Source organism: Prevotella falsenii DSM 22864 = JCM 15124 (assembly GCF_000613945.1).
Taxonomy (GTDB): domain Bacteria; phylum Bacteroidota; class Bacteroidia; order Bacteroidales; family Bacteroidaceae; genus Prevotella; species Prevotella falsenii.
Genome location: NZ_BAJY01000009.1, coordinates 37,431 through 54,551, shown reverse-complemented (window position 1 = coordinate 54,551; position 17,121 = coordinate 37,431). Strand labels below are relative to the sequence as shown.

General features: G+C 47.1%; 11 protein-coding genes. 3 read left to right on the top strand and 8 right to left on the bottom strand.

Going from position 1 to position 17,121, the window contains the following annotated elements; all coding sequences use genetic code 11:
* Positions 1-545: 545 nt before the first annotated feature.
* From JCM15124_RS13340 to JCM15124_RS15835, 8 genes are all read right to left on the bottom strand, one after another.
* A complete protein-coding gene (locus JCM15124_RS13340) occupies positions 546-1,199 on the bottom strand; it encodes a class I SAM-dependent methyltransferase (RefSeq protein ID WP_036885127.1) in 654 nt (217 codons plus the stop codon).
* Between the two features lie 419 nt (positions 1,200-1,618).
* Positions 1,619-3,931: a cytochrome c biogenesis protein CcsA gene (locus JCM15124_RS05160; protein WP_024998571.1), complete on the bottom strand. Its 2,313-nt coding sequence runs from the start codon at positions 3,929-3,931 to the stop codon at positions 1,619-1,621.
* 591 nt (positions 3,932-4,522) lie between these two features.
* Entirely contained in the window at positions 4,523-6,274 is a 1,752-nt protein-coding gene (locus tag JCM15124_RS05150) for a di-heme oxidoredictase family protein (protein ID WP_024998569.1), read from the bottom strand.
* Between the two features lie 88 nt (positions 6,275-6,362).
* Complete coding sequence (locus JCM15124_RS05145) at positions 6,363-7,613, bottom strand: imelysin family protein (RefSeq protein ID WP_024998568.1); 1,251 nt, start codon at positions 7,611-7,613, stop codon at positions 6,363-6,365.
* A gap of 38 nt (positions 7,614-7,651) precedes the next feature.
* Positions 7,652-8,956, bottom strand: a complete 1,305-nt coding sequence (locus JCM15124_RS05140; protein ID WP_024998567.1) for a hypothetical protein — start codon at positions 8,954-8,956, stop codon at positions 7,652-7,654.
* Positions 8,957-9,671: 715 nt separating this feature from the next.
* The gene (locus tag JCM15124_RS14535) at positions 9,672-11,153 is read right to left on the bottom strand and encodes a hypothetical protein (RefSeq protein WP_024998566.1); all 1,482 of its coding nucleotides are present in this window, start codon (positions 11,151-11,153) and stop codon (positions 9,672-9,674) included.
* A gap of 227 nt (positions 11,154-11,380) precedes the next feature.
* The gene (locus JCM15124_RS16930; RefSeq protein WP_262499266.1) at positions 11,381-11,506 is read right to left on the bottom strand and encodes a hypothetical protein; all 126 of its coding nucleotides are present in this window, start codon (positions 11,504-11,506) and stop codon (positions 11,381-11,383) included.
* An 899-nt stretch (positions 11,507-12,405) separates the two neighbouring features.
* Entirely contained in the window at positions 12,406-12,573 is a 168-nt protein-coding gene (locus tag JCM15124_RS15835; protein ID WP_156930668.1) for a hypothetical protein, read from the bottom strand.
* Positions 12,574-12,607: 34 nt separating this feature from the next.
* On the opposite strand from JCM15124_RS15835, the gene JCM15124_RS16490 reads away from it, so the two are divergent.
* The 3 genes from JCM15124_RS16490 (at position 12,608) to JCM15124_RS16480 (ending at position 17,060) form a co-directional block, all read left to right on the top strand.
* The gene (locus JCM15124_RS16490) at positions 12,608-15,406 is read left to right on the top strand and encodes a choice-of-anchor J domain-containing protein (RefSeq protein ID WP_232220092.1); all 2,799 of its coding nucleotides are present in this window, start codon (positions 12,608-12,610) and stop codon (positions 15,404-15,406) included.
* An 86-nt stretch (positions 15,407-15,492) separates the two neighbouring features.
* On the top strand, positions 15,493-15,645 hold the full coding sequence (locus JCM15124_RS16485; RefSeq protein ID WP_232220091.1) for a hypothetical protein: 153 nt from the start codon (positions 15,493-15,495) through the stop codon (positions 15,643-15,645).
* Positions 15,639-17,060 carry a choice-of-anchor J domain-containing protein gene (locus JCM15124_RS16480; protein WP_232220090.1) on the top strand — a complete coding sequence of 474 codons (1,422 nt, stop codon included), beginning with the start codon at positions 15,639-15,641 and terminating at the stop codon, positions 17,058-17,060. Before JCM15124_RS16485 ends, JCM15124_RS16480 begins: the two co-directional genes overlap by 7 nt.
* The last annotated feature ends 61 nt before the right edge of the window (positions 17,061-17,121 follow it).

Sequence of the window (17,121 nt, the reverse complement as noted above, 5' to 3'; positions counted from 1 at the left end):
ATTCTCAAATGTCCGAGTGCAGCTTATCTTATGCAAAAATAATATATTTGTTTTAGAATTTGAAATATTTTCTAATGTTTTTTATTTTTTGTTGCAACGTTATCGGAAGGAGAACGTTGTCTGTTGGAAATGCTGTTGCAGCTGCAAAGTATCATTATAACGTGAGTTCGATATAAAAAAATCTCTGCTCTTTCACTTGCATTCGCACACAGTTTGCGCTTTGCTGCACCGTAAATATTTTTCGTAAGCGTATATATTGCATAACTATCTCTGCATCAAAGCATTGCAAAACCTATTGTTTTGCGTTCCAAAACGTAGGTTTTGCAAAGTAAAAGCGGCTGTTTTGCAATGCAAAACAGCCGCTTTCGGCGTGTCAAAACGCAATTATCGCTTTCCAAGAGAATTATCTTTGCAAAGTTAAACGGAAAGACTCTCACTATTTCAGCAGCGTTTTAGTCCTTTCTTTTTGTTGCTTTTTCCCTTTCTTCTTGTCGCTTTTGTCATGGAAACCTATTGAAAGGGCGGTGTTAGAATGCACCGCTCTGTCAGTCGTTCTTGACCACAACGATGCGCGATAGACCGAAAAGGTTGCACGAATAACTCTTTACTACGTTCCAATTGAGATTTTCCACATAGGTCTGATAAGAGAATTCAGACTGAAAGCCTATCTTCGTGGCAAACGGACTGACTATCTTTTCGAACATTGCCCAAGGAGAATGAACACCCGAGAAATGGTTGGCGATGATGATAAAGCCGTCTTTCTTGCAGACGCGCCTGACTTCCTTGATGAGCTTGATGGGGTCGGGGGTTACGGAATATGTGTAGGGCAGCGTGATGCAAGTAAAATGATTGTCGGGAAAGGGTAGCTGTTCGCCATTGACTTGCATCAGCGATACGGCAGCAGTACGGCTACTGTCTACTTTCTCTTGTGCCTTGTCGAGCATTTCCTTAGAGATGTCTACCCCCGTAACAGTAACGTCCTGAGGATACATCGGTAGCATCAGACCGGTACCTACACCCACTTCGAGCACGTCTTTGGTGCCGATGCCCTTCATCTCCTTGATGATTGCTCGGCGTCCTTGCTGAAATACTCTGCCGAAAAGCAGGTCGTAGAGCGGCGCATAACGCTTGTAACACTTGATTACTTTAGACTCGTTGGAATAGTTTTTGATAGAAACAGTAGTGTCTGACTTTTTCATACGTTTTGTTAATCTTTTGTTATAGGTTAAGAATATAATTACCAATATATGCGGAGAAATGGCAAAGGTATGGCGTGCAACAGGATTTCTTACACTTTTCCACAACCTCTTAGCTTGCTCTGTCGGGCTTTCTGTGCCCTGAGAAGACAGCCCGTATCCGGCTTTTAAGACTGCAAATGTAAGAAATATTTGTGAAAATATCAACTTTTTTGTTATTTTTCTGCGTTTTATGCAGTTGTGCCTTAAGCTCTTCCAAGGGGTTCTATTCTTCCTAGTATACCTAGGTTACCTAGAATGTCTAGGGCTTCCATATAACCAAAGCAACACCCTTTCCACGCTAATGCCTATATGCGGCAGACTTTCTGCGCTACTATGCCGGCGTGGAGCCGCCCCTTTGTGCTTGTTCGTTAGACGCAAAACTATGCGTAGGAGTGCATGCCGCCAAGGAAATAGTTCACGCCGAAGTAGGTCATGAGAATGCAGAGGAACGCCAGCACCATATAAACATGATAGCGGAGCGGCTTGCGGAAAGAGGGAAGACTCTGCGTATGGAGCACTACGGCATACACGAGCAGGGTGATAAGCGACCATGTTTCCTTCGGATCCCAGCTCCAATAGTTGCCCCAACTGATGTTTGCCCAGATGGCACCGATGAAAATGCCAAGCCCCATCGTGGTGATGGCAGGGTAGAGGAACAGCCGTGAGAGTACTTGCAGGGCTTGCAACTGTTGGTCGGCAATGGCTTTCTGTTCGTCGGCGATGGTTTTCTGTTGGTCTGCAGCGGCTGTGCGTACCTTATATATAAGGTATATGGTGAGGGCGGTGAGCCCGCAAATGAAGGTTAAAGCCAAGAGTGCATAGCTCATCATGATGATGCTGACGTGGACGCTAAGCAGGGGCGAGTTGAGCACGGGCATCATTTGACCGATGGCAGGGTCCATTTGGGAAATGTGGCTGACCAAAAGAAAGAAGCCGGAGAGCAGAAAGGCGAAGACAAGAGTGATGCGTGCCTTGCGATAAGCAGCAAAGGCAACGAGTATAACCAGCCATGCCACGGTGAGCATAGTTTCGTATCCGTTAGACAAAGGAATGTTGCCCGATACTATCCACCGCAGAGCGAGGCAGACGGTGAGGGCGGTTTCGGACAGAAAAAGTACAGCGAGCGAGAAGCGTTCTATGGTGCGCCGGCTTATATGTTTGCTTACTTTATCTTTCTTTGTAACCAGTCGGTAGAGCGTAAAGCCCAGCGTAAGGAGTCCCATTGCAAGGTTGAACATGAATAGAATGGTAGCGAAAGGCACTTGGTTGTAAAGTCTTTCAGCCTTTACTTGTGTGTCGGAGGGTATCGAAGTGCCCCCGTTCTTCAGCTGATACTTGCGAATTTTGCCCAAGATGGTATTGACTTCGGTGTATTTTTGCAGTACGATGTATTCGTGAAGGATAGCGAAAATGTTCTTGATAAAGAGCACATCGGCTTGTGGCAACGACTTGGGCAGAACGTCGTTAGGGCTGTACCACACAGTGGAACTGCCTTGTGTGTGGGGGAAAATGGTGAGCGGAATGCCTTGTTGCAGCGTCATTACAATCTGCAACTTGCTGTCTATGTCGGCACAAGCCTTGTGGAAGGCGTCCTGATTGCCTTGTCGGTATTGCTCGACATACGTTCCGAGACGATAGGCACCGTTGCTGAAGAATGCGTGGGCAGTGGTATATTCGGGCAAATCGAGTTGTTGGCGCATCTCGCTACTCTTGATTTTGATGATGGGTTCGTTGTTCCAATCCTCCGGAAATAGTATCCAGCTCATGAGTATCTGCTCGGGCGAGTAGCCATTATAGCTGCGTTTTCCGTACAGTTTCTTCACCATTTCGTAGGCAAAAGTCTGCATGGGGCAGATGCGTTCGTTGTAGTTGATGAACAATTGTCCGAACTTCTCGGCAGTTTCGCGAGGCACAACCGTTGCGGCGGTGGCACTGTTCTGAAGAGACAGTCCGCTTTCGGCGAGGCTGCAACTTCCGAAAAGCAGTGCAATAACGAGTGCGCCCTTCTTCAGTACAGGACTTTTCAGCAGTTGGCGGAACGTTCCTTTCGGGTCTATAAGCAGCCAGATGAGCGAAAGAAATAGCAGTCCGTAGCCCGTATAGGTAACCGGAATGCCCCATCGGTCGCTGTTTACGCTGAGATAGCTGCCTCGGTTGTCGGTGTCGTAGCTGGCTTGATAGAAGCGCACACCCTTATAGTCGTACACTTTGTTCATTGATACTTGCGCCTTTAGGGTGTGTTCGCCGTCGATGATGGCGAAGTGGGTGGTGTAGTCGGCTGCGGCTTTTGTGCCCGAATGGTAGTCTATGGCGAACCTATCGAGTTTTATAGAGAAAGGTAGGGTGCGTGTTTCGGTTTGGTTCATAGCCGTCATGATGGTGTACTTGTTCGTGGGCTGGTCGCCACGGAGGTGTACAATGCCCTTGAAAGCGGTGGTATGGGTGAGGAAAGCCCCCAACAGAATAACGACAAACGACAGATGGAGCAGGAGCGTGCTCCATTTGCGAAGTCTTTGTTTAAAGATATAGGTCAGTCCGACCGCTGCAAGCAGCGTCCACAACAGTGTGAACCACCGGCTTCCGTATATGGTTGTACTTACGTAGGGCGTGCCATAGAAATGTTCTACCACCGTTGCGACAGCCATTACAAGGATAATGGTGATGTAGAGTGCGCAGAGTACTTTCTTAATCATCTATTTTCAATGTTTTTGTATTAATTGTTTCTACGAGCAAGGCAGCAACAGCGTAAGGGTATTTATTTTGTTCCTCGTACCTGATATTGGCTATTCAGCTCCTTGTTGTTCCCTCGTTTCCTTTTCCGTTTAAATCATTCCGCCGTTTCAATTCGTGGGTGTTCCAAATTCATTTGAGCATTGTCATGGCGAGAAAACGCACTTTTCGAGGAACGACAAAAGAACGAAAGGGCGATAATAGAGACGTAAATATTTTTCGCAAGTATAACTATCGCTTAACTCTTTAACTATCAGCGCATTACAGAACCTATTGTTTTACACTGCAAAAGCGGCTGTTTTGCACGGTAAAACCGTAGGTTTTGCGTTGCAAAGCAGCCGCTTTCGCAATATTAAAACGCAGTTGTTGCTTTTCAACAGAATTATCTTTACAATGTTCAACCGAAGAACGCTCGCTGTTTCATCAGAGAATTTGCTAAAGAACATCTGCGAGATAGCTTGCTCAACTACTTTCTTATAGCGAACTCACGTTAGTGACACATGCCGTGCATGTGTCCCTACATTTTTTGTTTCGTGTTTGTTTCACCTTATATATTATATGGCGTTGATGAACGCAACCACAGCATCGCGGTCGTTTTTCGACAGCTTATAGAACTTCTGCGTTTCGTTATAGGCGTCGCTCTTCTTGCTGTAACCGTGCCACATAATGGCTTCTACGACGGTTTGTGCGCGGCAGTCGTGGAGTCGTTCGCTCGCTCCCGTCTCCTGTGCCGACAGTCCGCGTCCCCACAAAGGCGTGGTTCGGCACCACCCGGTGCGAATATCGTTCACCATATAGAGTCTGTGTTGCACAAGGTCGGTGTAGGGCCAGATGGTTTGGTTGTTGTATGTTGGGAGCTTGCCGTGCGCCATTGAGATGTTGTCGTACCACACCTTGTCCTGTCGGATAGTCCATGATGGGCGGTGGCAGTGGGTGCAGCCCATCTCGTAGAACAACTCTTTGCCACGTTGCACCTGCTTATTCTGCAGCTCTCGTGCTCGTGGAACGGCAAGACCGCGGTGCCATACCATGAACGCATAGAAGTCTGCGTCGGTCATTTCCTCGCGACCGTTTTCCGGTGCTACGTTCAGATAGTTCTTTTCAAACACGTCTTTGTCTGCCTTTGTGGGCGAATTGAGTCCCAAGAGCTTGAATACCTGCTGCTTGATGCCCTCGTCTGTGCCGTCAGCATAGTAGGGGTGGAGCAACGAAAGCGGTGAAGCACCCTGCTTTTTTATTTCTGCAATGACGGTCGGGTCTTCGCTCATCGCCTTTGCCCACGCATCTGTGGTGTAGAGATAGTGTCGGTCTGAACGGGTTACGTTGGTGATGTTCCATATCGCATTCGCCCCCGGACCGTCTTGAAGCGTGGCACGTGTCATGCCGTAAGTGAAGCGTTTGATGCGCTTAACATCGTCGGCTTTGCCGTTGGTGTTGTTTATTCCGTTGGCAAAAGTGTAGTAGGCAGACTTTGCCCATGTGTTGGCAGCTGCGTCCCACATGTTCGGATTGAGTGTAAGAAAGCGTGCTGCACGCCGGTGTTGCACCTCCATAGAGTCTTGGTCGATGGCGTCTAAAAGACCTGTACCATAGAGACCGATGGTCGATTCCAAGCGTACTTCGTAGTCTTTTGGCTTTGGAATGGTGTTGAAAGCACTGCGCTCGATGGTTACTTCAGGGTAGGTGAGGCTGTAGGTCTCGCCATCAGGGAATTTGTTTCCGTGCTCATCGGTTGCTTTCAGCCACTGCATGTGAATACCGTTTTCATCAACCGGTGCCTTGAACGGATACATTGCCTGCGTCTGTGGCATACCCGTTACCTCGCTAATGTAGTTTCCTGCCTTGTATTGTGTGCCATCGTCGTTCACTCCGTCTTGCGTGTGATAGATGACAAGGAGGTATCCGTTGCCCATCACATTGGCGCGATAGCTGTTCTGTCGCTTGCCATGACCGTAGGAAGGGTGGCAGTATTCGCAGCCGGAGCGCACCCAAGCCGGTCCTAAACCTCTGAATGGGAGGGTTGATAGGGTGTAGGTGTGCTCGAAAAAGTCCTCTCCTTTTTTGAAGATATTGAAGAGACCTTGTTCTTCTACTGCAGGCGAAGGGTTGGAATAGCAGCCCTGCTCGTTGGTGGTAGTGCCAAGCTCGCCCCCCGGATTCCACTCTGCGGCAGTGAAGTTGCCCACCGGTTTGTTCACGAAATCGTTCTCGTTGTCTATTATTTCTATCTTGTCGTCTGAACAGGCGGCAAATGTAAGCCCTGCAAATGCAATGGCAAACAGTTTGTTAAGTGTTGTTCTGTTCATATTATAATGTTTTTGAAGTGAAACCATCGGTCACCATTTCCTTGCTTGAAATGATGACCGAAGTATTAGAAAATCCCGATAATGAGACTTACTTGTTGTTCTTTGCGATGAATTCGTCGGCGTTGGCGAGGGCTTTTGACAATGCTGCGCAAGCCTCCATAGCCTTCTTGCACTGTGGGTCGGTGTAGTTAAGAGCGAATGGTTTCTTTATTTTGCCGATTTCAGCCTGTGCGTTGTCGATAGCGTCCTGCACTTCTTTACCGATAGTTGGTTCGTATTTCTTGAAGTATTCGGCGAACGAATACTTTCCACGAGCTTCTTCTACGCCACCATTCCATACATTGTTGATACTTTGAATGTTGTCGGAAAAGTCGGTGAGTGAATTGTAAGAGTATGGCGATTCAATGTAGTGAACGTCCTCTCCGGTGAACGGATTGCCTATCTTCTTTTGACCAACCTCGTCTGAAATAGCTGCGCAACCGCCATCGCCGACAAGGATTGAACTTACAGCATGCTTGATGCTGCGGAATGTAGACCCTGCTTCGCCGGCGTGTTTCACGCTCCAGCCGTAGCTTGTGTCGCTCAATGGCATGTGTGTCTTCATTTCAAAGGCTTCCAATACATCTACGTGTGCCTTCGGAGCATTCTCGTTCCAGCATACTTCCAATTGGAAGATGGCGTTGCGAAGGTCGCCTGCAACCACTTCGGCATATATCAGTTCGTATTCGCCGGAGAACTTTGTGAAGTCCTGTCCGTTCTGGTTGTAGGTGTCGAAACCGTTCAGTTCCTCAGCTTTTCTTGGCTGTCCGTCGCGGAAGAGTATAAATTCGATGCCATGGAAACCAAGCACCGTCTGACCAAGGTCGCTGTTGGCGCGTGCCACACCGTCTTCAGCGTCGTAGCTCTGTATCTGCTTTGTGTTAGAAAGCAGTGTGTGGAGGGCAGCAAGGTCGAGTGGCCAAGTGTCGATGTGTGGGTCGATGTTGTAGTCGGCAGCAGCTCCCAAGAGGAAAGCCTCGCTCTTTTCGTAACGCAGACGTGCTTCTTTCCAGTATTGGCATGCCTCGTTCACCATAGTCTGATTAACGCTCTTGGTCTTTGACGCAGCATGAATTTCCTTCACCTTGTTGTACAGTTGGTCTGCCGCAACAGCCATTGCTGCATACGTTGGGTTCACGGTGTTGTCTACATAGGTGCCGATTGCATTCTGCAAATACTGGTCGCCTTCGCTTAATTTTACTTCGGGAGTGTTATCGTCTTTATCGCTACATGAGCTGAAACCTAATGCGAGCGTGCCGGCAACTGCCAATACGAATGTGAAATTAAAAATCTTTTTCATTGTTACTGATAATTATTTAAATTTTATTTGTGTTGTTTTTACAGGAAGAAGCCTTCGTAGGCAATACCTATATTCAGGCTTGGCTCGTTGTTATACGGGCTTTTCAAAATCCTATGACTGTAGTCTGCCTTGATGGCTATCTGCGGGATAGGATAGTAGTTGATACCGAAAGCGATGTTCGTCTTTTTGGTATATTCAAAGTTGGGCTGTCGTTTGTCGGGGATATACGAGTTGTAATACTCATAACGACCGAAGATATAGAGCTTCTGATTGTCGGCACGGAGTGTGTTTATGCGCGAGAAAATGTCGTAGCCGGCTTCTATTCCTATTGCCACGGCGTTCTTTCCAACGTAGTCTTTCGAGTAAGGCGCGGTGCGACTCTGGCGTCCTGCCAGCGTGTAAATGTCGTAGGCATCGCCCAAATAGCCGTAGTCTGCTTGTCCGCGTACAATCCAATTGTATTTATTGAAACTGAAATCGAAACTTCCGATAGCCACCTTTCCGTGCAGTTTGCTTTCCTTTCCGTTGGCGTCGCGCGTGTAGCTGTTGTCTATCGAGTTGCCTATGTAACCGCTAATGCCCAATCGCAGTCCCGGAATATGATAGTTGTCGATGCGTAAAGCCACTGCGTATTTGTTGGCAGGCTTAAACTCGAATGGGTTCTTCGTGCCGTAATGAATCCAGCCATTGCGTGTAAACTGCAATGCATCAAGTCCTGCAAGGAACTGCAGTTCGTATCGCCAATGGGCTGTTCGTCCCCAAACGCTGACACCCGTCTCGTGCCATGTGCTTGGCATAATGGTGTTTTCGCCTTCAGGACGGTACACGGTGAAGAAGTTCATCGGCTCGTGGTGGGCATTGTTCAAGCCTACGGGCACAACGATATGTCCGGCACGAATGTTGAATTTGCCTCCGCAGAACTGCTTCTGAAGCCAAAACTGTTCCAGTTCCACTTCGCCGCCTTTCTCTATTTCAGCTTCCCATTCGCCTCCTTCTTCGTATTCTTTCTCATAGGCTGAACCCGTTCCGCCGTGTTCAAACTCTATTTCCGTTCCCATGCTCCAGCCTTTGCCGAAGTTATAGTTTAGGTAGATGACAGCATGCGGTATATCGAACTGACCGTGGCTTGGGTCGTTCTTGTACTTGCCGGGGTCCATATACTTATAAACATTGTTACTGTAGAACATTCGCGAGAGCGCAACCTCGCCATAACCGCCTACACTCAGTTTGCCTTTCTTGTCGTGATTCATCACCGAGTCGGCAGCGTTTACCTGCGCATTTACTCTTGCTGATGCTGCGAAAATCAATATTCCGGCCAGCAAGCCTGTTGTTATTCTGTTCATAAACTGGGTTGTTAATGCAACATTACATCTTTTTCAGTGCAAAAGTACGATATTGTTACTTCACTCGCAATACCTAAAAGTTATGGGATTTTAATTAAAATTGTCAATATAACACATATTTTTGACAGTATTAAAGGATTGTAATACCTACACTAAGGTATAGAAGCGGAAATGTCGGAATGGAATTTTTATAAATTCTTGCGGGTTTCAATCAGGAGGAAGTAAAGTATCTTCGTTCCTAAATTCCTACACCGAATTCACGCTGTTTTTCTGCAAAAAGAAGGCAATAAAAACGTAAATATTTTTCGCAAGCATAGCTATCGCGTAACTATCTTACTACCAACGCTTTGCAAAACCTATTGTTTTGCATTCCAAAACCGTAGGTTTTGCACGGTAAAACCGTAGGTTTTACATCGCAAAACCTACGGTTTCGCAACACCAAAGCGATTATGTCACTTTTTAACGGAATTATCTTTACAAGATTAAACCGAAAAACGCTCACCGGTTCATTAGCGAACTTGCTTAAAAACATCTGCGAGATTACGTGTTTAACCTGCGTTCTTATGCCGAGCTCACTTTATAATAAGGTATAAGACTATCATATAATAAGGTGTGGGAACGCCTTGAAAGTGATTGGCGTAATTGTGCGCAGGGTATAAGACTATAATATAATAAGGTGTGGGAACGCCTTGCAGGGCATTCCCACATACCTTTCCTATTGTTTTACAACTTTCTTTCCGTTTACAATGTAAATACCTTTTGGCAGGTCTTTCAGCTCGCCGGAGAGACGTACGCCGCTGAGACTGTAGATGCTGCGTGGGGTTGTGGCAGCGTCGGTGCTCGTGGGTGCATCGATGCCGGCAGTGATTGCCTGAATGGCTACCAAGCCCGTAACAACCTTTTTGTCTGCACCGAAGAGCGAATAGTAGCTCTTGTTGGCACTCTCAAACTTCTCCCAGTAGGCATCTGCGGGCACTATGATTTTGCATTCTACGAACTCCGGCTTTCTTGTCAGCCATGATATGGTGCCCGAATACATGTCGTCGCATGGTCCGCCCTTTGCAAATACGTTGCAACGGTCGAATTTCCACATACCGTTACCCAGTCCGTAGATGCCTCCGTTTGCTTCGAGGGTGCACCCGCTTACGGTGATGATGCCACGATTTACAATGCCTGCGTTGGGGTCTACGGCATTTGGAACAGCCGCACCGTTTATGGTGAGCTTGCCATTTCCCGTAATGGTGAGGGCACAGCTTTCGTAGTTGAACAGTCCCCATGCCTTTTCAGAGGTGATGGTGCTGTTGCCTATCAGGTTGATTGTTAAGCCGTCGATAAAGCTGAACAAGCCGTAGCGGTCTTCTTCCGTTACCTTGATGGTGGCATTGTCGAGCGTAAGCGTTTTTGTATTGTCGTCGTACTTTGCCGTTCCGTCCACTTCTTCAAGTGTGGAAAGGTCGTTGCAGTTGTCCGTATGTATTGCCAAGCCGCCTATTATAAGGCCGTAGTAGTCTACAGGCTTGATGGTTATCTTCTCGGTTGTTATCTTTCCTTTCACTGTTACACCGTGTGCGTCAGCGTTGAACCTTGCTTTTCGGGGCGCAACGAGGGCGCAGCTTTTCAGCGGCATCTTATCGAAGTTGCAGATAGAGCCCTTGCCTTTGCCTTCAGCAGTTACGGTAGCATTGCTGATACCAAGTTTTTCGCCACTCTTTCCGTCGTCTCCGGAGATACCGCACTCGTTGCCTTTTGCGTTCACGGTGCAGTGGTCGATAACAAGATACGTTTTGTCTACAAAGATGGCGCAGTCGAAATCGCCCTCTATATTGAGTGTTCCGCCACCTGTAATGGCTGCTCTTTTTGAGAAAGTAACGGCTGTAAACTCTTTGTTTGTAATGTTGTTGGTGCCGATAACCTTTACGATGAGGTTTTCTACTTCCGATTTGATAGCGAATAAGTTGCCTCCGTCTATCCTTGCATCTTCCATTGTGAGGGTTTTGGTGTCAGGGTCGTACGACACTTTGCCCGTTACGCCCTTAATCTTCGACAGGTCTTTGCAGTTCTGGTCGGTTACCGCATAGCCTGAAATCCAAAGGGCATAGTCGGTTTGTGCCTGTATTTGGGCAGGCAGAATAAAGAATGTGATGAACATGGCAACGATTGTTACGTAGCCTTTTCCGATTGGTAGTCCGGTTTTCATTGTTATTAGGTGCACCTCCCTGTTGATTCTCTTCGCAGAGCAACGCCGTGTCGGAGGTTTGGGCGTTTTGTTGTGTTATAATAGGTTTAAGCTAATGAATTGATTGTAGCTGTGATGTAATTAATGCAAAAATAATGCTTTTCTTCTAAAAAACTGAAATGTTTTGTCTTTTTTTCTATTTTTTTGTTGTGCAATAGCTTCGCGAGCGTACAATGCGTTGTCTGCTTTTATGCCGCAGCACGCTGCTTTTTACAGTTTTCTTCCTGCATTTCGGGATAGTCATAAGGCAACGAGTAGCACTTCTGCAAGCTGTGCAACGGGCACAATAGCAATGTCTTGTGCAGTAGAAACATACGTTTCACGGCTCTTGTTGCAAACGATTGCGCATAAAAATATGCGAAAAAGCAATAAGTATTTAGATGATTTGATGGTTAGTGCGTACCTTTGCACCGAACAAAACCAATATAGGTAAAGAGTTTAAAGGTAAATAGATTGCTTTTCAAGATAATTATGAATATGTCTGTTTTAGTATTAAAGCGAAACAAAAGGATACTTTAAGGCATTTCAAAATTTTATGTAGATAGGTTTTCATAGGTATAAATTCAGATTATATTTTTGGTTCTATGGGCTCGTAAGCTGTGATAGCATGCGAGTCTTTTTTTGTGCCAACTTCAAAAAAGTTGCTGTTTGCTTTTCCTGAATTTGCTGCTTGCGCTTCTCAAACAGCCAGTATGTTTTTTCTGTATCTGCTCCTTGTTTTTGTAAAGATAATTCTGTTAAAAAAGTGATATAATCGCTTTGGCGTTGCGAAACCGTAGGTTTTGCGTTGTAAAACCTACGCTTTTACCGTGCAAAACCTACGGTTTTGGAATGCAAAACAATAGGTTTTGCAAAGCATTGATAACGAGATGGTTACGCAATAGTTACGGTTGCGAAAAATGTTTACATAAATTATGGGTATTTTGAGCAGCCACAATGGAATATCCGGACTTGCCAATGAAAAGTTTTATCCTTACAGTAGACGCTGTTAAGGCGTTGCTTTCAGCCATCAGCAATTTTCCTTTTTTATTGTATGGAATATTGATAGAATGTTGAAAAACATCACGATTTTTCTTCTTTTCGTTTGTGTAGTTAAAATAATATTTTTATTTTTGCAAAAATTAGTAGAGCTTTACCGACAAGAAAAATAAATAAAAAGCATATACTTGGCTACACCTTATTTATATATAGGGTAGGGTCGGGAACGTAACAATCAGAAATCTGAGATAAGAAAAGCAATCTTCAGGCAGGTCGATACGTAGCTTTGGCGAAAGACAGCTACAATGTGCGCACTGCCAACACCACACACTTGGTGGTAGAGAAGTAAAGCCGGGAAGCCGTACGCAGATACGAAACTATTGGCAATCTTTTTCGTCATCATTGTGGTAATATATTAAATACTAAATTTATTGCTTATGGAAAAGAAGTCTAACTTTATGTTCGCCGGGTTATTAGCCTTTTTGCTGTGCCTGCCGTTGGGAATTATGGCACAGGGAAACAGCCGGCGCGAGAGTAAATTGAGAGATGTCTTGTCAAGCAGACAAGGCGGTTTGGTGCGGGGCTCAACACTGAATATGCCTGTTGGCTCACTTCTTAATACAGATAGTCCGATGCTGCAAGTAGTGGGGGCACCGCTGCAGAAACCACTCGGTGCGCCTGTGCTGAAAGCTCCTGCAGGCACTGTTCTGTGGGGAAACATCATTCATCAGGAAGGCTGGAAGGTTGGTTCGGCTGCCTACGGTATGTATTCGGTGGGCACAACGGCTCCCGTTCAAGTAAATCCGTTGGGTATTATGGATTTCATGGAGGTAAATTCGGGTTGCGGTATCGTGGGCGACGTGTTCCATGCTATGTATTTGGACTTCCTCGCGTACTCTAACAACCACATCGTGGTGCACCACTTCACCTACGATATAGACACATGGGAACAGCTGTCGGACGACGACCTCGGGCAAGACGGGCTTTCGCTGTGTGCAATGGAAACAGCACAAGACCGCAACACAGGCAAAATCTACGGTGTATTCTGGGACGAAACCGGTACGAACCTGCAATGGGCAACTATCGACTACACTGCCATGAAACGCCAATTCATCGGTTGGGCGAAGCATCAGTTTGTTGCGCTCGGCATCAGCAACGAAGGAACGCTCTACGGTATATCGCTCGATGGCGACCTCTATTCTATCAGTACTGCCGACGGAAAGGAAACACTTGTCGGTCCGACCGGCGTAACTGTCAAGAACGAGCAAGGGAAATACTATTTGCAGAGTGGAGAAATAGACCAAAAAACCAATACTTTCTACTGGGCAAGCGTAGATAAAGACGGACATTCGGCACTCTACAATGTAGACCTCGCTACAGGGCGCGCCAACAAGATTGGCGATATACCGCTCGAATCGCAGGTGCTCGGTCTCACCATACCTGTAACAACGGCTTCGCCCGAAGCCCCTGCACGTATTGCAGACCTGAAGATTGTGTTCGACAAAGGCAACACTACGGGTCGCGTGCAGTTCACCGCACCAAGCAAAAAGGTGAACGGCGAGAGCCTTACAGGCAACATAACCTACTATGTTGTAGCCAACAACGACACCATAAAGAAAGACGTGGTAGCGGCAGGTTCGAAGGTCGATGCAGAGATAACCGTTCCCGGTGGCGACACCAAATTCCTCGTTACCACTGCCAACGCTGCCGGCTCGTCGCCCAAGGTCAGATATTCTGCATGGGTGGGCTACGACATTCCTGCCGAAATAGAACGCGTGAAGTTCAACTACGACGGCACAACAGCCCACATTTCATGGACTGCTGTAACGAAAGGCGAGCACGGAGGCTATGTAGGCGATGTGAAATACGACGTGCAGAGAATGCCCGACAATGTGCAAGTAGCGACCGATTTCGTCGGAACAAGCACATCAGCGGTGCTCACAGCTACCGATTTGAAGAAGTATAGCTATGTTGTTACACCGAAAGCGGGCAACAAAGTGGGCAAGCCGGTGGCGTCTAACGGAATCGTAATCGGCAAGGCAATCACACCACCGTTCACGGAAAGCTTCGCCAACGATGACTCTTTCGACAACTTTACTTCGGTAGATGCCAACGACGACGGCGAAACATGGGAGTGGGGATTGGCAGACGACTTTATGGGACGTGCGCAATCGGGCTATAATTCTAAGAGTGCGGCAGACGACTGGCTTATGTCGCCACCGTTTGAACTGAAAGCCGACCGACTCTACAGCGTTTCGTTCGATGCCTATAATGTGCTTGCCGCAGAATATACAGAGGTTATGGAGGTTGCCTATGGCACGGGCTACAACCCTGCAACCTACACGAAGATGGGACAGCCGGTAGTTGTTCCGAAAGAGCAGACGAAGTTTTCTTACGAACTTAGAGTACCGACAGACGGTATATATCGTTTGGCAATTCACGACCGAAGTGCGCTTAACCAATGGCGTTTCTATGTTCGCAACTTCCAAATAACTCTCGGTTCGCTTCTGACAGCACCCGACGCATCGACCGATTTCACCGTAACAGTAGACCAAACGGGCGCAAATAAAGCCACGCTCAACTTCACCATGCCTACAAAAACCATCGGTGGCGATGCCCTTGCTGCACAGTTGGATTCGGCAGTCGTATATCGCGACGATGTCAAACTTACCGTGATGAAAAATCATATAACAAGCGGTGCGAAGTTGAACTATCAAGACAACAACGTTGCAAAGGGTGCACATATATATAAGGTGGTAGCCTATAATGCGTCGGGCGCAGGCCGCGAAGCAGTGGCGAAAGCCTTTGTCGGACCCGATATGCCTGCAGCCCCAACGGGTTTCAAGGCAGAAGACAAGAACACAATGGCAGCTCTGTCGTGGGATAAGATTTCTACGGTGGGAGCCAACGGAGGCGTTGTCTTCCCTGAAAAGGTTACCTACACCGTTATGTCAATGAAGAATACGAAAGAACCTGCCGACACTTTGGCATCGTTCAAGAACAAAACCAACTTCGACGTAACATCAATCGACCTCAACGACGGCACACAACGCTTTGCTTATTGGGGCATTTCGGCACAGAACGAACAGGGTAGCGGTGCCATCTCTACAACACGCTTGGTTGTGGGCAAGGCTTACAACGTTCCGTTCAAGGAGAGTTTTGCCAATGCCTCGCTCGCTTCATTGGTTTGGTTGGCTGATACAAAGGCACATCATGGAAGATTAGACGCGGCGTAGCATACGATAACGACGGCGGTGCGCTCTGCTTTGAACCGACAAATGCAGGCGATGAAAGTACTTTAGGTACAGGAAAGATTTCGCTAATGGGCACAACCACCCCGAAATTGATATTCAACTACTCGCGAAAAGAGTTCCCCGACACTAAGCTCGTTGTGTTTGTGCAACGCCCTGACGGCACTCGCACCGAACTGAAGACCATCGATTTCGCTAAAATAAATGGCAGCGAGCCATGCTAACCGAAGTCGTGCCATTGGAAGGATTTGAAAACGAACGCTACATATTTGTAGGTTTCAAAGCCATCGGTGGCAATAACCGTGCGCCAATCTTCGTTGATAACATTCGTGTAATGGAGGTTCAACGCCACAACTTGGCTGTTACCGTATCCGGAACAGGCAAAGTTATCAAGGGACGCAATGCCAAACTCAATGTAAGAGTTGAGAACATAGGCGAGAAGGAAGCCGAAGAGTTCACCGTACGCATAAAGTCCGGCGACAAGGAAATAGTTTCTTCCGACCAGACAGAGGCACTCGCGTCATTCAATAATCGCACTCTGACCTTTGATGTTCCTACATCTGCCATCATCAAAGAAGCAAAAGAAATGAAGGTAGTGGCAGAAGTTGAATACGATAAGGACTTGGATAACGCCGACAACAACGCCGAATTTATTATCAGACTCGAAGATTCTGAAAAGCCAAAAGTTCGGGATTTGCGTGGAATAAGGGAAAAATCGAAGGTTTCGCTTATATGGAGAGCTCCGAATACAGAGCCACAAACCGTAACGGAAGACTTCGAACGCTACGACGCATGGTCTACGGAGTTCGGCGATTGGACTTTGGTAGATGGCAACAAAGGCTATGCAGGTGGTTTCTTCAACGACCTTTGGTATCCTAACCAGTTCACGCAGTTTGCCTATATCATCTTCAATCCCTATGTATTGGGCGAAGACGTGCCACGCCTTAACCCTTGGTTGCTGGCATTCTCGGGCAAGCAATACGCTGCCGTTCCTTACGAACTGGACGCTACCGGACAAGCTTATGTGAACAGCGACAACTGGATTATCAGTCCGAAACTTTCCGGTCAGGCACAAACAATATCGTTCTATGCACACAACATGGTCGTAAACAACGCCGCTTATATAGAAGATTACGATGTGCTTTGCTCGACAACAGGAAACAAAGTAGCCGATTTCACCAACATCGTTGTCAAGAACCGACAAGCCATATCGGGCGAATGGGAGAAGATAACCATTGATATTCCGGCAGGTACGACCTACTTTGCAATCCATCAGAAGACACCACAGACCGGTCTGATGTTTGGTATTGACGACGTAACCTTCACCAAGGAGACGCCTGTGCCAACGCATTACGGTATTTACCGTGAGGGAGAGCGCATCGATAAGGTGCCTGATATTCAGTTCTACTATGTAGACAACGCTGCAGGAAACAGCACACGATATGCCGTAACAGCAATCTATGCCGACGGAACAGAGTCTGCTCCTGTTGAAGTAAGCGTTGCTACGGGTATCGACAACATTGTTGCAGACGGCAAGCCTTTCGATGTTTACACCATCGACGGTAAACTCGTGCGCCGCCAAACCACCACGCTTCGTGGTCTGCGTAAGGGCGTATATGTTGTTGGAAACAAGAAGTAGTAGTGGAATAGACAATTTTTTATCGGTGTCCTCGTTCTTAATCCGTCGGGGACGCCGATAT